Annotated in this window: 24 protein-coding genes and 1 pseudogene; 19 read left to right on the top strand and 6 right to left on the bottom strand. The window is 34.3% G+C overall.

Annotated features, from left to right (window positions below; all coding sequences use genetic code 11):
• The first annotated feature begins 74 nt into the window (after window positions 1–74).
• Window positions 75–227 (top strand): transposase, encoded by a 153-nt coding sequence (locus A9C19_RS22765; RefSeq protein ID WP_083584360.1) that lies wholly within the window; start codon window positions 75–77, stop codon window positions 225–227.
• A 129-nt stretch (window positions 228–356) separates the two neighbouring features.
• Here A9C19_RS22765 and A9C19_RS12000 read toward each other — a convergent pair whose 3' ends face one another.
• The gene (locus A9C19_RS12000) at window positions 357–710 is read right to left on the bottom strand and encodes a YugN family protein (protein ID WP_072580167.1); all 354 of its coding nucleotides are present in this window, start codon (window positions 708–710) and stop codon (window positions 357–359) included.
• A gap of 342 nt (window positions 711–1052) precedes the next feature.
• On the opposite strand from A9C19_RS12000, the gene A9C19_RS11995 reads away from it, so the two are divergent.
• The 3 genes and pseudogenes from A9C19_RS11995 (at window position 1053) to A9C19_RS11990 (ending at window position 3895) form a co-directional block, all read left to right on the top strand.
• Window positions 1053–1469 carry a CBS domain-containing protein gene (locus tag A9C19_RS11995; RefSeq protein ID WP_072580166.1) on the top strand — a complete coding sequence of 139 codons (417 nt, stop codon included), beginning with the start codon at window positions 1053–1055 and terminating at the stop codon, window positions 1467–1469.
• 452 nt (window positions 1470–1921) lie between these two features.
• Window positions 1922–2158, top strand: a pseudogene (locus tag A9C19_RS22570) (IS5/IS1182 family transposase); the annotation flags it as partial.
• Between the two features lie 657 nt (window positions 2159–2815).
• A complete protein-coding gene (locus tag A9C19_RS11990) occupies window positions 2816–3895 on the top strand; it encodes a CAP domain-containing protein (protein ID WP_072580165.1) in 1080 nt (359 codons plus the stop codon).
• A 452-nt stretch (window positions 3896–4347) separates the two neighbouring features.
• On the opposite strand, the gene A9C19_RS11985 is transcribed toward A9C19_RS11990, so the two are convergent.
• Complete coding sequence (locus A9C19_RS11985; RefSeq protein WP_233499166.1) at window positions 4348–4836, bottom strand: PaaI family thioesterase; 489 nt, start codon at window positions 4834–4836, stop codon at window positions 4348–4350.
• Between the two features lie 542 nt (window positions 4837–5378).
• Between A9C19_RS11985 and ylbD the strand changes: the two genes are divergently transcribed.
• From ylbD to A9C19_RS11960, 5 genes are all read left to right on the top strand, one after another.
• Window positions 5379–5777, top strand: a complete 399-nt coding sequence (gene ylbD / locus A9C19_RS11980; protein ID WP_072580164.1) for a YlbD family protein — start codon at window positions 5379–5381, stop codon at window positions 5775–5777.
• Between the two features lie 53 nt (window positions 5778–5830).
• Window positions 5831–6070: a YlbE-like family protein gene (locus A9C19_RS11975; protein ID WP_072580163.1), complete on the top strand. Its 240-nt coding sequence runs from the start codon at window positions 5831–5833 to the stop codon at window positions 6068–6070.
• A gap of 160 nt (window positions 6071–6230) precedes the next feature.
• The gene (locus A9C19_RS11970) at window positions 6231–6659 is read left to right on the top strand and encodes a hypothetical protein (RefSeq protein WP_072580162.1); all 429 of its coding nucleotides are present in this window, start codon (window positions 6231–6233) and stop codon (window positions 6657–6659) included.
• Between the two features lie 103 nt (window positions 6660–6762).
• Window positions 6763–7206 (top strand): YlbF/YmcA family competence regulator, encoded by a 444-nt coding sequence (locus tag A9C19_RS11965; RefSeq protein ID WP_072580161.1) that lies wholly within the window; start codon window positions 6763–6765, stop codon window positions 7204–7206.
• A 332-nt stretch (window positions 7207–7538) separates the two neighbouring features.
• A complete protein-coding gene (locus A9C19_RS11960; RefSeq protein ID WP_072580160.1) occupies window positions 7539–7811 on the top strand; it encodes a YlbG family protein in 273 nt (90 codons plus the stop codon).
• 286 nt (window positions 7812–8097) lie between these two features.
• On the opposite strand, the gene A9C19_RS11955 is transcribed toward A9C19_RS11960, so the two are convergent.
• Window positions 8098–8487, bottom strand: coding sequence for a DUF7147 family protein (locus A9C19_RS11955; protein ID WP_072580159.1), 390 nt, complete (start codon window positions 8485–8487; stop codon window positions 8098–8100).
• Between the two features lie 683 nt (window positions 8488–9170).
• Here A9C19_RS11955 and rsmD point away from each other — a divergent pair.
• Together rsmD and coaD are read left to right on the top strand one after the other, a co-directional pair.
• Window positions 9171–9746: a 16S rRNA (guanine(966)-N(2))-methyltransferase RsmD gene (rsmD, locus tag A9C19_RS11950; protein ID WP_072580158.1), complete on the top strand. Its 576-nt coding sequence runs from the start codon at window positions 9171–9173 to the stop codon at window positions 9744–9746.
• Window positions 9746–10228, top strand: coding sequence for a pantetheine-phosphate adenylyltransferase (coaD, locus tag A9C19_RS11945; protein ID WP_072580157.1), 483 nt, complete (start codon window positions 9746–9748; stop codon window positions 10226–10228). Before rsmD ends, coaD begins: the two co-directional genes overlap by 1 nt.
• A 121-nt stretch (window positions 10229–10349) precedes the next feature.
• Here coaD and ylbJ read toward each other — a convergent pair whose 3' ends face one another.
• Complete coding sequence (ylbJ, locus tag A9C19_RS11940) at window positions 10350–11519, bottom strand: sporulation integral membrane protein YlbJ (RefSeq protein WP_420835828.1); 1170 nt, start codon at window positions 11517–11519, stop codon at window positions 10350–10352.
• Between the two features lie 276 nt (window positions 11520–11795).
• Between ylbJ and A9C19_RS11935 the strand changes: the two genes are divergently transcribed.
• Window positions 11796–12596, top strand: coding sequence for a patatin-like phospholipase family protein (locus A9C19_RS11935; protein WP_072580155.1), 801 nt, complete (start codon window positions 11796–11798; stop codon window positions 12594–12596).
• The gene (locus A9C19_RS11930) at window positions 12586–13611 is read left to right on the top strand and encodes a SepM family pheromone-processing serine protease (RefSeq protein ID WP_072580154.1); all 1026 of its coding nucleotides are present in this window, start codon (window positions 12586–12588) and stop codon (window positions 13609–13611) included. Before A9C19_RS11935 ends, A9C19_RS11930 begins: the two co-directional genes overlap by 11 nt.
• 144 nt (window positions 13612–13755) lie before the next feature.
• Here the strand turns inward: A9C19_RS11930 and A9C19_RS11925 are convergent, their stop codons facing one another.
• A complete protein-coding gene (locus A9C19_RS11925; protein WP_072580153.1) occupies window positions 13756–14970 on the bottom strand; it encodes a nucleotidyltransferase in 1215 nt (404 codons plus the stop codon).
• A 288-nt stretch (window positions 14971–15258) separates the two neighbouring features.
• On the opposite strand from A9C19_RS11925, the gene A9C19_RS11920 reads away from it, so the two are divergent.
• The 4 genes from A9C19_RS11920 (at window position 15259) to A9C19_RS11905 (ending at window position 17908) form a co-directional block, all read left to right on the top strand.
• The gene (locus A9C19_RS11920; protein WP_072580152.1) at window positions 15259–15774 is read left to right on the top strand and encodes a YceD family protein; all 516 of its coding nucleotides are present in this window, start codon (window positions 15259–15261) and stop codon (window positions 15772–15774) included.
• Window positions 15775–15855: 81 nt separating this feature from the next.
• The gene (gene rpmF / locus A9C19_RS11915) at window positions 15856–16029 is read left to right on the top strand and encodes a 50S ribosomal protein L32 (protein ID WP_046511069.1); all 174 of its coding nucleotides are present in this window, start codon (window positions 15856–15858) and stop codon (window positions 16027–16029) included.
• Window positions 16030–16332: 303 nt separating this feature from the next.
• The gene (locus tag A9C19_RS11910; RefSeq protein ID WP_072580151.1) at window positions 16333–17103 is read left to right on the top strand and encodes an enoyl-CoA hydratase/isomerase family protein; all 771 of its coding nucleotides are present in this window, start codon (window positions 16333–16335) and stop codon (window positions 17101–17103) included.
• A 187-nt stretch (window positions 17104–17290) separates the two neighbouring features.
• A complete protein-coding gene (locus A9C19_RS11905; RefSeq protein WP_072580150.1) occupies window positions 17291–17908 on the top strand; it encodes an RsfA family transcriptional regulator in 618 nt (205 codons plus the stop codon).
• Between the two features lie 286 nt (window positions 17909–18194).
• On the opposite strand, the gene A9C19_RS11900 is transcribed toward A9C19_RS11905, so the two are convergent.
• The gene (locus tag A9C19_RS11900; protein ID WP_072580149.1) at window positions 18195–18662 is read right to left on the bottom strand and encodes an N-acetyltransferase; all 468 of its coding nucleotides are present in this window, start codon (window positions 18660–18662) and stop codon (window positions 18195–18197) included.
• A gap of 676 nt (window positions 18663–19338) precedes the next feature.
• Here A9C19_RS11900 and A9C19_RS11895 point away from each other — a divergent pair.
• Both A9C19_RS11895 and A9C19_RS11890 read left to right on the top strand, forming a co-directional pair.
• Window positions 19339–20241, top strand: coding sequence for a 2-dehydropantoate 2-reductase (locus tag A9C19_RS11895; protein WP_072580148.1), 903 nt, complete (start codon window positions 19339–19341; stop codon window positions 20239–20241).
• 1 nt (window position 20242) lies between these two features.
• Window positions 20243–20626, top strand: a complete 384-nt coding sequence (locus tag A9C19_RS11890; protein ID WP_072580147.1) for a DUF3397 domain-containing protein — start codon at window positions 20243–20245, stop codon at window positions 20624–20626.
• Window positions 20627–20790 lie beyond the last annotated feature (164 nt).

The raw sequence follows: 20790 nt of genomic DNA, 5'->3' as shown, positions 1-20790 counted from the left end.
AACGTCTTCAGAGTGAAAAAGGATGAAAATTATATAGCCAACGAACATGTGATGTAGAAAGTGTATTTGGGCAAATAAAACATAATCAGCAGTTCAGACGCTTTTCAATGCGTGGCCTCAAAAAAAATACGATTGAATGGGGGCTTCTTTGCGTTGCACATAACTGTAAAAAAATGCAGAAAACAATAAAAAGAACGAAAGAAAAAGAGGAAATTGGAAACCAATAAGGGGTAGGAATCCCTCTTTTTTTATTAAAAAAGCCTAATTATTTGTTTCTACACGAAAGATAAAGAAAGGGTGCTCAAAAGGTCGTTATTTAACAACCTTTTGAGTCACCCTCTTTCATTTACTAACGATTAAAGATTCTGAAGCTGTTCTGATAATTGCTTTAATAGTGACTTACTTGTGTTTAGAATGGGATTAGGGAAGTGTTCCCCCTCACCGTATTCAACACCATGTGGATAGTAATGCTTACCCAAAAGAGGAGTCATAAGTTTGACTTGAGCATGTCTTCCACCTATATCACCTTCAACAGCATAAGCTTGAACGCGAAGGTAGAATGTTTCACCCTTTGCTTCAATTTTACGATCATACGTTGCTCGTTCATAGTCCCATTGACCTGCACGAACTAGACCGATATCTTCCATTATTTCATCTAATCGGGAAAGATCTACAACTACACCTTCAATTCCCGTACCTTCCATTTTCATATGTATTCCCTCCTAAAAGCCTTTTCACGATATCATTATATCTTATATCTCTTCAAAAGATAAAGAAAAACTTCGAAAGAATATGTAGCGCTTACTCTCATAACAAGGATTTTATAGCAATCCTTGTTTTTAAAGCTCTGCTCTTAAGAAGCTTAATAAAAAAGGAGGTTCCTTCCTTTTATTATTTGGTGAATAGTTCATCTCGACAAGTTTACCGATTTGAAAGTTGAAACTTGAAACTTGAACATTAAACGGAAGCAACTGCAAATGAAACATCCTGCATAGATCTAGTGTGGGAAGGTAAACTATCGGTATGAAAGATGAATAAGGAGTGGTATGATTATGCAGAAAATCAAAGAGATTATGACGACAAATGTAGAATATTGTACACCATTAGATAATGTCTATGAAGTTGCAGTGAAAATGAAAGATTATAATGTAGGATCAATTCCAATTGTTGAGAATGATAAATTAATTGGTGTGATTACAGATCGTGATTTAGTTGTAAGAGGAATTGCGGAAAAACATCCGGGTTCTAATCAAGTAACGAATGTTATGAGTGATCATGTCATTTCAATAGAAGCTAATGAAAGCCCAGAAAAGGCTGCAAAAATCATGATGGAAAATCAAATTAGACGACTACCTGTTGTGGAAAATGGAAATCTTGTTGGAATTATTTCTTTAGGAGACCTTTCTATAAATAACGAAACAAGTGACGAAGCAGGTGAAGCTTTGGAAGGTATTTCAGAAACTCATTAGAGTTATTAAAAAAAAATGCTTGGATGATTCCGAGCATTTTTTTGCTTTTTTTATCCATGATGTAATTTTCCGGCTGTTTTATCGTAGTTGTTGATTTTTGCTCCTTTTATATAAAAATCTTCCCTTAACACTCATACTAGCCTGTGTGCTTTCTTGTTAAGTTAAGAAACAATTTTATTCGTTGTCCTTATTTTAAAGAATAATGACCTACAGTGTCTAAATACCTTTTTAATTTAGGCACATTATCAAGTGTCCTGTCTGGTTGACTTCCTCTTCAGTTGTTTTTTCGCGAGGCGGGCGGTTGAGGCTCCTAAACAAGCGCCTGTGGGTCTCACGTGTCCACTCTTTTCCTTCATTCAAGTCTAAGTAGTTATCGTTCAAAGAACCTATTTAAAAGGCAACAATCTCTTAGAAAAGAGCTCGTTATTATAAAATTTAAGCAGCTTGTTTCTCACCTTAGAAAATATAGAGCTGCAGCTAAAGGATCAAAAGCTTAGAAAACATTATTTAAACATCGTACCGCTGTTGAGAGTGTAAATGCATATTTAAAGAGGAATTTTCAGCTTAAACAACGTGCCTTAGCAAACCGAAAAACGTGCCAAAGTCCATTTTGAACTAAAAAGCTTGTTTTTAATGCTTCAAAATTAGCTTCAGATTGTATCAATGCCTTGTTACCATCCAAGGAGTAAATCATAGTAAAGGTTTGTGCTCAACTGCTATTGGGAAACATGATTTTTCATCCCTACAGATTGGCTGAATATCAATAGCTGAAAATAGCTTCATATCGTTGGGTAGGTTCTAAATCATATCCTTCTTGTAAGTTAAAAAGGCTTCCTTGTCGTGTAATAGTCATAGTGAGTGTTCCTTTAGTCTCATAAGTTTTGTCTTTCTTACTTATTTTTATATTCTTAGAGGGGGTCTGAAAGCTAGCTTTAAGGCTCTAAGAATTCAATCTGTGAAATGAATTCAGTTGCTAGATTTTTTTCCCGATCGTTCTATCGGTTATTAATTGAAATAAATGTAGAAAACAATGATATAATAAAAGATAAAAATATGGAGATGAAAAAAATTTATATTGGTAACCTAGTTCATGTTCCTAAGGTGTAAACGAGGGAAATATATAGGATTTTCATTGTGAGTCATACCATTTTATCATGTGAGAATTGATCTTTACATATAAGAGATGTTTAAACGTTTTGTGAATAGGGTATGAATAGAAATACGTTTTTTTGACAAAGAGAAAAAGGACATGAGGGTGTATGGTTAATTGCTACAATTAAATGATAGAATACATCCAGGTTCAATTCATATAATGATAGAAAAACAAAAGAGGGGAGAGACTAGTATTGCGAATCCTGCTGAGGGCTATTATCATATTTATTATTATTTTTCTCAGTTATTCTTTATTTATCTACTATGGACAATATACCCCAAAGGAACAGCATCAAGAGGAGAAGGTTCAAATAGCAAATGAAATCGCTTCTGAAGAGAAAGAAATGGAACGGAAACAGTCATATGAAGAGGAGAATGAGTTACCTACTGAAGGGATTTTATCACTTATGAATAAATCTTCCGAGGAAGTTACGGCTATACTCGGGGAACCAGATCGAATTGATCCTTCAGCATACGATTATGATTGGTGGATATACGAGAAAAATGAAAATGAGTATATTCAAGTTGGCATTCATCATCAGAAAGTTGTCACTGTATATGGAATAGGACCTGATGTTAATGTAGATCCCTTTAAGATTGGACAGTCTTCGCAGGAGGTATTTTCAATACAGCCTATTACATCAAGTTTATCTATGGAACTAGCAGGGAATTCCTATAAGTTTGAGTTTTCAGAAGAAGATATGAATACAAGACCAACTATTAAATATGGAGAAGTTTATGTTCAACTTTATATAGACAAATTTGACGGGATTTTATCGAGTGTCAGAGTATTGGATGCCGAAACCTTTGTAAAACAAAGGTCATATGAAGTAACCTATAGAGGAAGTCTTCTAAAACCTAAAGAAATCAGTGAAGAAAAATGGGAAAATATTGAGAGTGGTGCAGAGAAACAAATATTCAGCATTACCAATTATTATCGGAAAAGGCATGGCTTACCTGTAGTGAAATGGCATGAAGATGTCTCAGACGTTGCGTTTTTGCATAGTGAAGATATGAAAGTGAATCAATATTTCTCACATGTTTCAGATAAAAAGGGTAATTTAATGGATAGACTTGCAAGAGCGGAAATTAACTATCAAATGGCTGGCGAAAATATCGCCGCGCAATATGTTGACGGAATTGCTGCTTCAGAAGGCTGGCTAAATAGTCAAGGACATAGAGAAGCTTTACTTAATGAAGATTTTTCTCATTTGGGAGTTGGAGTTGATGAATTATATTACACTCAAAACTTCATAAAAACTTGGGAACAATAAGTTTATTATAAAGAGGCTGGGTGTCAGCAATGTGAATAATACTTTTATTAACGAACTAGTGCAATTCGCTAAGTGAGGAAAGGCTGAGCCCCTCAGGCTCAGCTTTCCCTAGGAAAGAGACAGTTCGTTTTCACGGAAAGTAAGTGGATGCGACGTAATGGAACCTCATTGTGTTTCTTTAACTTAATGAATATCTTTATTGAATAGCTGGAGGCATTAAATACTTAATATGAATCTTGACAACATCTAATTCCAAATTTAAAGAATTAGCTCTTCCATAAAGATTGTTAATTTGCTTTTCGAAAAGCTCTACGTTCTGCATATTCTATACAAAGAGAGCAGACGAAAATTTTTTTATTATAAGAATTGAAGTAGAAGCGACCAACTTTACTCCTTTTTTTACACAATTCGCATTGTTTTTTGAGAATGAACTTTTTCATATTTAACCTTCCTTATTTACGATTAATAATAAAAAAACTGGCCGTACTATGTGCGATCAGAGTACCGTCATCTCTATATACTTTTCCTTCAGTAACGACAGTTTTATTCCCTTTATGAATTAAAGAGGCTTTACATGTTAATTCTTTTCCAATTCCAGGTGCTACATAATTAATTTTTATTTCAGTGGTTACTGCAGCCTTATCAGGAGGAAGTATATGATGGACTAATCCTCCCATTGCTGAATCCAACAATGTCGCTGTAATACCACCGTGAACAATATGTAAGGCATTCTGAATAATAGGTGTGTTTGGAATCGTAATCGTAAATTCCTGATCTTTATATTCTCCATCTGCATGAAGAAGTGCCCCAATATAAGACCCTTTATCAAAATGCTGCTTTTGTTTGAGCCCCTTTAATAATAAGTCTAAAACCACTTGATCCTCTTCAGTACCTGTCGAAATAATTTCCTCAGTCAATTGCATGATTTCTTCTTTCAGCATCTCTCTACACTCTCCTTTGAATAGTGCTATTTTACCAAGATTTGCATTAAGTTTTCAATTTTTTTATAGAAAAAGCAATGGTAATGATTATTATGAAAGTTTTTGTACCTACAATGATTTAGGTCTTGTTTGTTAGAATGATTGACTGGATTCCAATTAAAGATCTAGTGAAACGATTAAAGAAGGATTAGTATTAACGTCTTGATTGTGGCTTTTGGGTTAATCGTATCCATGCCATGTTAAATCAACAACAAGCTGATTAAGGTTAAATGTAGGGGAGTACGAGCTACTGCGGGAGGAGGTTCACCGCCAATCTCGTGGAAGGCGAGCCACTGGAAAGGAATTCAACCAGCCCGGACACTTGATCATTTGCCTAAATTTAAAAGATATTTACATTTTGGAGGTCTTTGTTTCTTTATAATAACCAATTATGATCATGATTTGACCTTTATCATTATAAAAGAAATCGGCAAATAGGCGAACAGGTAAGGTGCCATTGTAATAAGATATAATAGGCAAATGTATCAGAGAGGTGAAAAGAAATGGCATCTAAAAAAAATCATCCATCCGTTCAACAATTCAAAGAATTTGTAAAGGAACACCCTAAGATTATCCAAGAAGTTCGTAAAGGAAATAAAGAATGGCAAGAGGTTTTTGAGGATTGGTATCTTCTTGGTGAAAATGATGTTATCTGGAACCAATATAAAGAACAACCTGCGGAAGATAATAGTCAAAATACGGAAAGTAAAACTGATTTTATGTCTTCTATCGTTTCTGCTATGAAAAACATGGATATGAACACTATGAATCAGCATATTACAAATATGAGTAGTACCATTTCAACTATACAAGGGCTTTTCGATCAATTTGGTGTATCAAAAGGGTCTAAACAAAGTAATTCAGGAACGGGTCAGAGTCCTTTTTCTTTTAGAAAAGATTAATTCCTTACTAGCTTCAAGCAATAAATGGATGTAAATGAAGTAGAGGTGGAGAAATGAGGAAGGACGTTTTGGAGTATATCCAAGCTAAAGAAGAAAGAAAGCAGTTTTTACGTGAACAACCACATTGGTATCGTAAATTAGCTAGAAATCCTAATGATTTTCAAATGTTTGAGATTGAAATGATGAATTATTACCAACGAACAATTCCACATAAAGTACAACAATTTTCCAATTCAATACAGATGGCTTCAATGATGATGGCTATGTTTCAATCAATGGGGCAACAAGATTAAATTTAATTAGTCAATAATAGGACGTGAGGGAGGGGAATCTCCCTTTTTCTTGTTGCTTAATGTACAATAAAATCCCCTTATATTTAACGATGTATAATATTTATTACGTATTCATCTTTTTTCGTCTCTAGGTAAAGAATAGTGATAGGAGGCGATAAAATTGAAGTGGTTTATAACGGCGTTTATGATAGTAGTATTATTGTGTGGATGTGTAGAGGACAAGCCAAGACCAAAAGGAGTGGTGGAAGCTGCTCCAGTTCAAATTGAAGACCTTTCCAATGAAGCTGTCCAGGTGATGACTCAGTCAAAAGAGCGGACCTTGGATGTATCCTATCATGTGAAAAACCAAAATGTATATATTGAATGTTATATCCCATCTTTCCAGTTTGCTGAAAGTAAGAAAGGGCAAACACAAGGCGAAGGTCATCTTCAAGTAATAGTGGATGGAAAAAGAATCAATGATATATATACGGCAGCATTTATTGTGAAAGGGCTGTCTAAAGGGACTCACCAAATAGATATAGAAGTCGTTCATAATAATTCACACAGCTATTCCTTACAAGAATCGATACAGGTAGTTGTGAAATAAGAAGAGGAAATAATAGTAATAAAGAAAATGTCGATTGATCGCTAAGATATTTTTCATTTTCGGATATTCATGGTAGAATGAAATTCGGAGGTGCTAATACTCTATGAATGCAACAATGGAGAGCATGCTTTTACTGGATGAAGCGGATAAGCTAGCAGAAAGTATTCTACAATCAGAACTTGCTGAGAATTATCGAGTTAATTTTTATAGATTAAAGAGTGATCATGACGCACAGGAGATCATTCGTCAGTTTAATAAAGTGAAAGACCTATACGAAGATGTCCAACGCTTTGGCAAATACCATCCTGATTACCGTAAGATAACTAAAGACTTACGTGATCGTAAAAGAGAGCTTGATTTAAATGATACGATTTCATCATTTAAAAAGGCTGAAAATGAACTACAGTCTTTACTTGATGAAATTAGTGTACAACTAGGTCAGGCAGTTTCTACACATATTAAAGTCCCAACCGGTAATCCATTTTTCGAATCAAGTTGTGGAGGCGGTTGTGGTTCTGGAGGTAGCTGTGGATGTAAGGCTTCGTAGAAATAAAAAGCGGGTATTTATATACTCGTTTTTTATTTGAAAGCAGTGATAGTTGCACTTTTTTGGGAGATCTAGATAAAGAAGCGTGGCATAGAGGCTCCTGGATTCGTAGTAATAAACGAATAAAAAGATCAGAACCTATTGTTTGAATAAGAAATATTTGCTAGACTTTATAAAGATTAACGATCTGAAAATTAGTTCGAATTGAAGGAGTTAGAATCATTTTTACATATAAGAATAATTTCTTACAAGACTTATTGGAATTTTTGTGTCCGTAGCCATTTTTTTCGAATACAGTCTTGAAGGAAGGTTTAGTATAAGGAGAATCAATTATGTTTGAAAAACGGCAGGGAATTATCATTTGGTTACATTCTTTGAAGCAACTTAAAATGTTAAGAAAGTTTGGGAATGTTCATTATGTGTCAAAACGTTTAAAATATGTTGTACTCTACTGTGATATGGATGCTGTCGATCAAACAGTGCAAAAAATTTCATCCTATTCATTTGTAAAGCGTGTAGAGCCTTCATACAAGCCGTTTTTGAAACTTGAATTCGAATCAAAGGTAGACAAAGCTAAAGAATATGATTATAAATTAGGACTATAAAAGGCTCATTCTCGGTTTAAACTGAGATGTGCCTTTTTTATTGTTTAGGAAACTAAAAATAATTTTCCAATTTAGTACGAGCCGTCTGATTTTTATGACAAAATTAGACAGCCAGCTTCTACATACAGAACGTTGCGCTTTTAGATTCCCTCGAGGTCATAAGCAAATTTGAATTGAAAATGAACGATTTCTTTCTAATTCCATTTTGTCCTATTTGCTCTTAGGGCCAAGGTCTTTACGTTTTAATTCGATATTTCCTCTTCTATTACTTACAGTACCATCAGAATTATTTCATTGGTGGGATATAATGATTTAATCTTAAAATCCCAATCAAATATTGATAATATAAGATAAGTTCATTAAACATACTTGATGGCTTAACTTCAACAGGTATAATTGGTAGGTCCAAATCGTTTGATAGCTCTTCGAATAGTTCATAGCGTTTATTTGCTATTACGTTAGGATTTGGAATTCCCTCCCGACAAATATACAATGCCTGAAATTCTCCAGGATTAGTCGGCTTCATGACAACCACAAATGATGTTACTTCTTTGTCTTTTTTAGTAGTATGTAAGGCAATTAGCTTTGAAACCCGTTCTTTATTGGATCTTGCTGTTGCTAGTAATTCATAAAGATCAGAATATCCTTCTCCTAATTCGATAAAACGTTGAATCATTTGCTTATCCTCCATTTTTCATTCACTTATATTGTTACGATGAAAAGCGTTTTTGATTATTTTTTCTTTAAAGCTCGTAAAAAATTTTCCTTAACAAAATCTAGTTTAAAGAAAATCATTTAAATAATACCATCCAAATAGAGAGTTTTAAAGAATTCTTATAAATAAAGTAAAACTTAAGTTCCTATTTTGGATGATTCATTTTTCAAATTTGTGATAAACGATTGATTTTCGAATGGGGAAAGACAAATACATTATCCTTTCTCATAAAAAAATCCCTACAGTACATACTGTAGGGTCCTTCAATACCTCACAAATAGGCTGAAGGCAAAGGGAGAGGAGAAACCGGAGGAAGAACTTATGGGGAAACGTAAGTCTTCTCCGCGGTTGGCAACAACACCAACGAATCGATGTTGTTACTATTCATTATCACCAAATGAATTGTCAGTATACATGAATATGGTAAATTTTTATTTTTTTACGAGAGGCTATTCGAATTGTTATGGATTTTCTTCATGACTAATAGAATTTATCTAAGTGGACTTTTGAATTTCCTTCATACAGGTAAGATTACGCTCATGAAAATATTGTATGGAGACGAAAAGCTATGGTAGGATAAAATGGTACAAAAAAGCCATTGATCAATTTTTTTAGGCTGTAAATGAAAGAGTAGTGATGAACGCATGAGAGTAGTATCTGGAAAGTATAAAGGTAGACCATTAAAGGCTGTACCTGGAGTAACTACAAGACCTACAACTGATAAAGTAAAAGAAGCCATTTTTAATATGGTTGGACCATTTTTTGATGGTGGCTGGGCCTTAGATTTGTTTGCTGGAAGTGGTGGACTTGGAATTGAAAGTATAAGTCGAGGGATTGATAAGTGTATTTTTGTAGATCGAGAACCGAAAGCTATACAAACCATACATAAAAACCTTGAATTATGTAAAATTGATCAATCAGAGGTTTATAGAAATGATGCTGAAAGAGCATTAAAAGCCGTCATTAAAAGAGAGCTATCGTTTCAACTTATCTTTTTAGATCCACCGTATAAGAAACAAAAATTGAAAGCGCTTATAAATACAATCAGTGACCATGACCTTTTACAGGAAAAAGGGTATATTGTTACTGAACATGACTCTACTATTGAACTTGATCAAGAAATTGGAAAATATAAGATGGTAAAACACGAAACATACGGGATGAGTTCTATTACTATTTATGGACGAGAGAGTGAAGCAGAAGTAGAGGAGGAAAGATGATGGGGAGTATTGCAGTATGTCCTGGCAGCTTTGATCCACTAACATTTGGACATTTGGACATTATTAAACGAGGGGCAAAGGTGTTCGATCAAATTTATGTATGTGTTTTAAATAATTCGTCTAAGCAACCGTTATTCACAGTAGATGAAAGGTGCGAATTAATTAGAGAAGTTACAAAAGACATGCCCAATGTGGTTGTAGAATCCTATAAAGGTTTATTAATCGACTATGCAAGGGAGAAGAAGGCACAAGCTATTTTACGTGGTTTGCGAGCTGTTTCAGACTTCGAATATGAAATGCAAATCACCTCTATGAATAGAGTGCTTGATGATGAAATTGAAACTTTATTTATGATGACGAATAATCAGTATTCATTCTTAAGTTCTAGCATCGTTAAGGAAGTAGCGAAATATAAAGGGAATATTGGTGAGTTAGTCCCACCTGCTGTTGAAAAGGCGTTAATAAAGAAGTTTACGAACTAAACAATTGATAGTCCAAGGTAAGATAAATAGACTGACTACGGTTAACATCGAGTCAGTCTATTTATTTCTCATGAATCATAGTAGGTAGTCGATATGTTCGTTTTGAAGTTCCGTTCATTTATCAAATGGTTCTATTAAATACATTTCTTTTTCCATATAAGAAAATATACGTGCATAGTGATAAGAGTGTTATTATTGGCCCCGTATGAACAATGGCTTCCCAATAATATGTTGCCCATTCTGGACCTCTTGAGATCATGATGACGGGAAGCTCACTTGTTTCAAAGGATTGTAGATTTAAATAAAAAGGCTTGAATAACAAAAAGGAGATGATTGAAGCGTAAACTCCTTGAAGTAACCGGGCAATAAAAAAAGGCTTAAACCGTATATCACTATCCGCTAAAATGCTTGCAACCTGAGCCTGTATGGAAAGTCCACCAAATGCTAGAATAAAACTCGCAATGATGACTTTGTCCAATAACTCCCCATTAGCTTCACTTGTCAGCTGATTACCAAGAGTAATTTCAAAAATTCCTGTTATTAAGGGAATACTTAAGTCAGTTGTGATATGAAAAAGGGCTAAAACACCTGAAGAAATGAAGGCAATAAATTCAGTTACGTGAATGATTGCTAAGATTTTATTAAATACAGAAAACAAGATGATAAAACCACCAATCATTAATAAGGTTTGGATGGAAGAGATTACAGCATCTCCTAACATCTTTCCAAAAGGTCGTTTTTCTTTTATTCTTGTTACATGTAATTCTTTAAATGCACCAAAAAAAGATTCTATTACTGATTTTCTTTGATGATCTTGTATGGGGGTTTCTTTTGTCACACCATAAAATCTCATAGATAATCCCACACATAGATTACTTAAATAATGTGAGGCAGCTAAAAGAATTCCTAAGGTTGGATTATTAAAAAAACCAACTGCAACGGCACCGAAAATAAACAAAGGGTTTGACGAGCTTGTAAATGAAACAAGTCTTTCAGCCTGTATTGCAGTCAATTGTTTTTCTTGTCGCATTCGTACTGTGAGCTTTGCTCCAGCTGGATTACCGGATGCCATGCCCATAGCCCATACGAATCCACCTACACCAGGAACGCGGAAAATGGGTCTCATTAACGGTTCAAGTAAAACTCCAATAAATTTAACGACACCGAACCCAATTAATAATTCTGATACAATAAAGAAAGGGAGAAGAGAAGGGAAAACAACCTCCCACCAAATTTCAAGTCCTCTCTTGGATGCATCGAGGGATTGTTCCGGATTTAAAATAATGGCCATTGTGAGTCCACTAATAAAAACAGCAATGAATATAGTTTTAAGCTTTGACTGAAACAAAATATACGCCTCCTACTTCACCTTCAATATATCCAGTTGAAAACAATTAAAAAAGTGTACAATCCTCATTAATTCAATATACGTGAATAGGTAGCCAATTTAGACCATAAGATTGCATATAATAAATACTTTAATTTGGAGTAAGGATTCTGTCCTAATCTCGAGGAGTATACATAAAATCTAGTACGTACGCTAGGTAAATATGAGGGAGGGTTCTCTTTGACCAAGCAACCAAAAATTGGATTAGCTCTAGGTTCTGGTGGGGCTAGAGGATTTGCTCATTTAGGAGTAATTAAAGTACTAAGAGATGCACAAATTCCGATTGATTTAATTGCAGGAAGTAGCATGGGAGCATTAGTAGGAAGCTTTTATGCATCAGGGATAAGTATTGATCGTTTATATCAATTTGCTTTAGCCTTTAAACGAAAATATTACCTAGATTTTACTGTACCTAAGATGGGATTTATTTCTGGTAACCGGGTAAAAGAATTAATCAGATTGTTCACTCATCAAAAGCATTTTTCAGAATTGGATATTCCGGTTTCAGTGATTGCTACAGATTTATATAATGGGAAAAAGGTTGTTTTTACAGAGGGGTTGGTAGCAGATGCTGTAAGAGCGAGTATTGCTATTCCAGGTATCTTTGTTCCAGAGAAAATTGATGGTAGACTATTAGTTGATGGTGGAGTTGTTGATCGGGTACCTGTATCTGTCGTAAAAGATATGGGAGCAGATATTGTGATTGCAGTAGACGTTTCACATGTTAAACATAATGAAGATATTACGTCAATTTTTGATGTGATCCTTCAAAGTCTTGATATTATGCAGGATGAGCTCGTACATCATCGTAAAATTGCCTCAGATATTATGATTCGACCACATGTGGAACAATATAGTTCAAGAGCCTTTAAAAATATTAAAGAAATTATTGAGACAGGTGAACAAGAAGCGAAGTTGCATGTGAAAGAAATCCAAAGTCTAATTAAAAAATGGAAGGAGACAAACTCTCATGACCGGTAGGACAGCTTTTAGGGTCAGTTTATTACTAGCTATAATCCTTCTTATCACAACCTTTATTAAGCTTCCTTACTACGTAACGCAGCCAGGAATGGCATCAGAACTTAAGCCGATTATAAAGGTAGAGGAAGGGTTTGATAAAGAAGAGGGAAGCTTTTCTTTAACGACAATACGTTTTGGTCGAGCAAACCCGTTAACATACTTATGGGCTAAACTTAATGAGTACCATTACATACATCCATTAGAAGAAATAAAAAGAGAAGAAGAAACAGACGAAGATTACCTAAATCGACAACTACATATGATGGAGGTTTCTCAAGAATCTGCGATAACGGTTGCTTACCAAAAAGCGAAAAAAGAAATAACCACTACATACAATGGTGTATATGTGGATGGAATTATCGATGGAATGCCAGCTGCAAACCGATTAGAGGTTGGAGATCGCATTTATAAAGTGAATAAGAAAGAACTTGAAACGGCAGAAGAATTTATTGAGTATGTTAGTGCGAAAAAAGAAGGAGATAACATTGTCATTTCGTTTGAAAGAGATGGTAGACAAATGGAAGAATCTATAAAGTTAGCGGTTTTTAAGGATCAGCCTAATAAAGTAGGGTTAGGAATTTCTTTAGTTACTGATCGAGAAGTAGAAGTACACCCTGAAATTACTTTAAATACTCATGAGATTGGTGGGCCTTCTGCGGGTCTGATGTTATCGTTGGAAATTTACAATCAACTTATTGAAGAGGATATAACAAAAGGGTATAAAATTGCAGGAACAGGAACAATTAATTCTGAAGGAATAGTTGGTCCTATAGGCGGTATTTCTCAAAAGATTGTCACTGCCGATAAAGAAGGAATTGAGATCTTTTTTGCACCCAACGAAGAGAACAATCCCAATTCAGATTACAAAGAGGCTTTGAGTACGGGGAAAGAAATTAATACAAAAATGAAAATTGTCCCTATTGACACCTTCAGTGATGCTGTTAACTATTTAATGAAATTAGAGGAGAAAGGCTAAAGCTATGCCTTTCTCTTTATTTACAGGTTTTTTTAAAGGTTCCCCCAGTTGTTCAGTCGACAAACATATTTCATATACTCAAACAAAAAAATAGGTAAATCAGGTGACAATGATAGTTGAAGCTTGCTTTTTTGCTAATTGCTCCTAAACGGTAATAGGTGTTTGAGCAAATTCTTGTTTTATTAAGTAGGAACGGTTTGGTTCTTGAAAGATCATATTATATGTAAACGAAGCCTTTATATCAACTTCGATAAAAGGGTGCTTAAAGGATGAGAGCTTTGATACGATTGGGAGTGGAACGTGTTTTTTTATCGACCGTAAGTAGTTTTGTCCACTTTTTGACATACCAAGTAACCGAATGTAGGGTGACGTCTCATTCGAATTCATATGTTTTAGTTGAAGTTTTGTTGTTCTTGTTAATATATGAGTGCAGACGCGTTGCAACCTTGTCCATGTATATCGTTTTGTTTTTACCTTCTCGAGAAATTCTTTGAAATTAGTACTTTCTCCAATGAATTTTTTCATTCGATACTCTAAGCCCTCTTCCATTTCATAAATGAATCTCAGTTCTTCAAGAGTCATAGTCATAACTGTATATTTTAGAAGTTGGAAGTATTCTTCCCAATGATGTAGAATCGAATTTTCCTGTATGTAATGATTTAGACCTTCTACTGTACAGGGAGGGATATAGCTTGTTATGTTATGAATCGATTCATTACTAAAAATGGCTTTTCTAATGCTTGTGGCACTTGCAATTGTTGGAGATGAGAAGTCCTCATCATGATAATTCGCCGATGTTCTTTTAATTGTATGAGGTGTAATAGCAGCTTTCTGCAAAGCAATTGATTTTACATAGTGAAAGCCTAATATATTATTTGGAAGGGATAAATCAAGAAGTGCCTTCCCTTCAGTGAGTTCTTTAAATGCTAATGTCATGGCCGTAGGATAACTCACACCGGTCTTAACATATTTTTTTATCAACTGATCATACTCTTGTTTCTTCTCTAAAAGAAATTCATTCGTAGCTACAAAAGGATCAATAACACCAAGTTCACTACCAAAGCATAACGTGTTACATTTCAAGGCATTTAAGATAGAAATCGCTCCATTTGCAAAGGTCTCAGCTTTTTGAGTGGCGAAGACATATGGAAGTTCAATAACAAGGTCCACACCAGAAGCTAGTGCCATTTTTGTTCGATTCCATTTCGATGTAATAGCGGGTTCACCTCTTTGCAAAAAGTTACCGCTCATAACAGCAATAACGATATCTGCATCCGTTTCTTTTATTGATTCTTGAAGGTGGAACAAATGTCCATTATGAAATGGATTATATTCCACGACAATACCTACTACATTCATTTCCTCACCGCATTTCTCTTTATCACAATCTTATTGGTATGTAGTATGAAAAGCTGTTTTAACAACATTCTTTCCATATTTTCACTAATTTAGAATAAAAACTTTCATCTATTTAAACCTACCTCTTTACATTACCATGCCATAGATATATAGTATATATCGCTGATGAAATTTTGAGCTGTTTTGCAAAAATCCAAATATACATGTATACTAGCACTGTAAAGAAAAAATATTGACAAATTATTTTGCGAAGGCTATAATTACCTTTGTTGCCTTGAGGTGATACACTTGAAATGGACAATTAGTCAACTACATCAATTACAAAGCAAGGGTTTAAAAATTGAAGAAAATCTTGATTTAACGGATCTTATCACAAGTCATCCTGATATTCGTGATATTGACCCAGTAAAAGTGACAGGTCGAGCTGATATTAGTTCATCTAAAGTGACCTTCCATTTACATGTGTCAGGTTCAATGGTGTTACCTTGCTCACGTACATTAGTGGATGTTCAGTATCCATTTTCAATTGATACAACAGAAACATTTTTATTAAAACCAGCAGAATATGATACGGAAGAGGATTTCCACCAATTAGATGGTGATGTTGTGGATTTAGTCCCAATATTAAAGGAAATTATCATTCTAGAAATTCCGATTCAAGTTTTCTGTGTTGATGAAAACGTAGAAGGAGCTGCACCACAATCAGGTAAAGACTGGGAAGTTGTATCTGAAGACGATCAGAATAACAAGGTTGATCCTCGATTAGCTGGCTTGGCAAAATTCTTCGAAAATGAAGAAGGCTAATTTTAGAAATTAGCTTATAACTCGCTATGAACCGAATTACTCGGATTCATCTAATGTAATCTCTTTAAGGAGGTGGGAATAATGGCTGTACCTTTTAGAAGAACTTCTAAAACAAGGAAAAGACTACGTCGTACTCATTTTAAATTACAAGTACCTGGTATGGTAGAATGCCCAAACTGCGGTGAAAGCAAACTTGCTCACCGTGTATGTAAAGCATGTGGAACATACAAAGGAAAAGACGTTGTTAACAAATAATCACTCATGTCATAAATAAAAGCGTAGGAATGATTCATTCCTACGCTTTTATTTTTTTTTCTTAGGAAATGATCGAATACATTGATTATAGGTAAACCCCCAACATTCAGTTCCAACATTCTGAGTTTTTCTTAAAAAAAGTGAGCACATAAGAATTTTCAGCCGATTTAGAGGTGAAATATTGTCATAAAGAGTAAGGAGCGTCTTACTCTTTTCTTAATGAGTTCAAACCAACTATTAAACGTATGTAAGCTAGATGAAAAACATGTAAAATAATAGGGAGTCATAAGAGGGGGGAAGAGTATGGTAGGGAATGTGAAGAAAATAGAGCGACCAAACGGGATTGTAGAATTAAGGTTAAATCGTCCAATGAAATACAATGCCATCAATTATAACATGATGGATGATCTGAAGAGGCACTTAACAGAGTTAAAAGGTAGTGTTACATTAAACGCCTTAATTATTACAGGGGAAGGTGAAAAAGCATTCTGTTCAGGAGGAGATGTTGAGCTTTTTCATAAGTTAACGACAAAAGAAGAAGCATATGCCATGCTATCTAAGATGGGTGGAATATTATATGAATTAATGCTTTTTCCTGTCCCAACAATTGCTTTGATTAATGGTACTACATTAGGTGGTGGCTGTGAGATAGCTACTGCCTGTGATGTAAGAATAGCTAAACAAGGTTCTTCAATTGGTTTTATACAAGGTAACCTAGGCTTAACTACTGGATGGGGGGGCGCTTCCATGCTACTTGAAAAGATCGCCTATCATGATGCCATGGCTATATTGCTTTCTTCCAAAAAATATAATACAGATGAAGCTGTAGAATTAGGGTTTATTGATAAGGTAATTCCCTTTAATGCTGATTTTCATGAAAAAGGCTACGAGGAAATTGAAAAGATGTTAGTGAATAAGGGGAATGTATTAAAAGCTTACAAGCAGGTGTCTATCAGAAAATGGAAATCCTCGGATCTTTACTCTAGGATGATGCTAGAAATTGAGCAATGTGCAGATTTATGGACGCAAGATGAACACATTAAGGCAGTTGAAGCATTTTTAAATAGAAGATAGTTAGTAAATGTAGAGAAGCTACATGTGGTAAAATGTTACATATATTATCAGGTTACTATCGTAGCTGAAGGATACACAATTTTTATCTTTATAACCATTATTTTATCTGATTAATAGATTGTATTAGTCTATCTATTCTAGTAGTTGCATATGTATAGAAAAAAAGTGACTATTGGAGGGATTGAACATGACTACAACACGTCAAGATGCATGGACACAAGATGAAGATTTGCTATTAGCTGAAGTGGTGTTAAGGCATATAAGAGAAGGTGAAACACAGCTTGCAGCATTTGAAGAAGTAGGGAAAAAATTATCAAGAACTGCTGCTGCCTGTGGATTTAGATGGAATTCCTATGTTCGAAAACAATATAAGACAGGTATAGAATTAGCTAAAAAGCAAAGAAAAGAGCTTAGATCTGTGATAAATACTGGTTTAGACGTGAAAGAAGAAAAGAAAGAAGAAGTCATTGAAGTGCCTGATGTAGTAGATAATACAAAGCAGACAATCAATCAAGAGAACACCAAAAACAACAAAAATACAAATGCGATTAAAGACTTAATCACTTTCTTAAAGCAGTATGAAGAAGCTCCAGCAATCCATGAAATACAAGCTGAAAATGAGAAGTTAACGAAGAAAATAAATGAATTAGAGAATCACATTGTGAAGATTCAAGAAGAGAAAAAAAGTGTTAGTACTAAATTACATGCCATGGAAGCAGAATATCATGAATTAGTAAAGATGATGGAGCATGTTCGTAAAATTGTCATCCTTCAGGGGGATGATGTCGGTAGGAAAGTAAAATGATTGCATAGAAATAGATAGTAAAAGAAAGCAGCAAATAATGAGCTGCTTTCTTTTGCTATTTATAGTGGATTTCATATAAATTTTGTTTATTTTAAAAACTAAAGTGCAGGGATTTCCCGATGGTTCAAGATTGTTCCTCTTTAAATAGGAGGAAGAAGGAGCTCTTATCTGTCTCTTACCAGGATCTTTCGTGTAATGGTTGGGTGGTTTTACGGTATTTATAAGGTAAATTGCATAGGTTTAAGATAAGAGCATTATAAAAGTATATTTTTAGGTAGATGCTTACTTAATTTTGTTCAGTTACACCTGCGGGATACCAAACTAATGGATTCTCCCCTTTGTCTCTATCCATATCATATTTTACAGCTTCGAACCCCATTTTGGACCAAAAATCCCCTGATTTAACGCGTGGATTCGTCTTAATCGGCAAGTTCAAGGCTTTTGCAAATTCAACGAGAGCTTTTCCATAACCCTTACCTTGATAAGTAGGAAGTACCTCTAATTTCCATAACTCTAAATAGTCTTGTTGAGGACTAAAATATTGATCAAACTTACTATCAACTTTGTAAAGACTCATCCTTGCCACTAATTTGTCACCATAGTGAATTCCATAAAATGGTGAATCACTATCGTTTTCGATTATGTTTGATTGAAGATCTTCTAGCATCGATAGTTCCTGGATACCATATTCTCTAAATTTCTTAAACTCTTCAAGAGTTTTGTAATTTACTAATAATTTTTCAACTTTAAGCAAAATCGATTCCCCCTTGGTGCATTTAGTGAAATGTTTTGTTTACATCGTAAATGTTTTTAAATTCTTAATATTAGCACGCTATCAACATTATAGCATGAACAGGTTATAGAAGGTGAAAAAGTTAACCGTTTGCAAGTTTTTAACTAATCAGATCTTTTATGTTTTTTTGCTTATTAATAAGTTCTACTCTTCCGATAGAAGTACTGGTTTAAAAGGTAAGTATCTATGAAACGCTGTCCGAGGTTTTGTGCTTAGATCCATTACTATCCGGACGTTTGCGCCTTATATAATGATGACCAATCCTACCACCTATTTAGTTTACTTAAGAAAGGAAGTTAGCTATATTAGTCCGTACTTAAAGGGAATATGACTCAATTTTTTAGTAGGTAAACTTGGTAAACACCTAGTAAAAAAGCCCTTGTATTTGTTATGATTGGACTAGATTTATAAATTTGATTGTTATAGAGGACTATTTTCAAGTAAGTGTAGTTTGCAAAAATATCATCGCTTGAATCTCTCCCTTTGTCGAAGTTCTCAAAAAAACAGGAAGAGTGGCGCTTTTCTGCCTTGCTTACCATGTTACTTTGTGTGAATAATAACTATATGATTGACATTCATATTAAATAACAACAGAGTTCAAGAAAAGAGCCTATATGAAAGAGTGGTAAGTGAATGTATGAATATCGGGATTATTGGAGCAGGATCAATTGGATTACTTTATAGCTATTATTTGTCCAAATTTCACCACATAACACTTTACACAAAAAGACAGGATCAAGCGATAGCAATTGAAAAAAATGGTGTAAGTCTACATAGAGGGGAAGATACATTATTCTCACAAGATCTGAATGCCACAGATACTAGTGATTATGCTGAATCCTTTCTCATCGTTACTGTTAAGCAATACCAATTAGAAGAAATTATAATGAAGTTGAACACTATGGAACCTAAAACAATCTTATTTTTACAAAATGGGATGGGTCACTTGGAATATATGTCTCAGTTAAAGCAACATCAAGTTTACCTCGGAGTAGTTGAACATGGATCTTTGAAAATTAGTGATACAAGTGTCCGCCATACTGGTATTGGTAGGACTAAGTATGCGCGTTATCCAAGTCACTCTGAAGAAAGTAAGAATATATCGCATATTTTTCTCCGTGAAGATCTTCATTTTCCATATGTATATTTAGAAAATTGGGAAGAAATGTTGAAGGAGAAGCTAATTGTCAATGCAATCGTCAATCCCCTTACCTCAATATTACAAGTGAAGAATGGTGAGTTAATAAAGAACCCCCTTTTTAACCAAATAGGGTACGACCTGTACCTAGAAGTTATTTCAATTCTAGAGTACGAATATAAAAAAGAGACTTTATGGTTACATATCCAAGAGATATGTGCAAGCACTGCCGAAAATGAATCATCAATGTATAAGGATATACAGCAAGAGCGGCCGACAGAAATTGATGCAATAGTAGGTTATCTTTTAAAGAATGCAGGAGATAGATCTGTACCTATTATTGAGTTTTTATTTAAGGCAATAAAAGGGAAGGAAAGTCAATATCGAAGAGAGGAGAGTTGATATGGATTTTTTTAGTTGGTTTATTTCAATGGCACTTACCATTCCGCTTTTTAGTATGGTATTTGTTTATGCAGTCGTTCGCTTAGTAGTCGATAATAGGAAAAAGAGAATATTATGGACTGCTGATATCTCTACAATTATGTTGATATTATCTGTACACTTTCATTTAAGAACTATTTTTGAGAAATCATATTTATTCCATATTATATTGGGAATTCTAATCGTACTTATTCTTTTTTATTACCTTGATTATAAAAAGTCTAAAATACCATCTATTTATAAAGCTTCAAGAAAAGTATGGAGACTGTCTTTCCTAGTTTTCTTTGTAGGGTACCTTTTATTAACGATTTTTGGTGTTGCGAATGGAATAATGGAAAGTACATAAATGTTTTTAGCAAATGATAAGCAAAGTTTTTTTGTTTCATCTTTATTAATGCTATACTCTAGTTTGGTCATGATAAAAATACTCTTATTTCCTTTAAAGTATGAATAATAGTCATTGTGATTTACATAAAAACCAATCGAAACATAGAATGAAAAGAATGAAAA

This window comes from Bacillus weihaiensis, from assembly GCF_001889165.1.
Taxonomy (GTDB): Bacteria; Bacillota; Bacilli; order Bacillales; family Bacillaceae; genus Metabacillus; species Metabacillus weihaiensis.
Note: the sequence above shows the minus strand (reverse complement) of the source record. Positions and strands in the feature narration are given on the sequence as shown.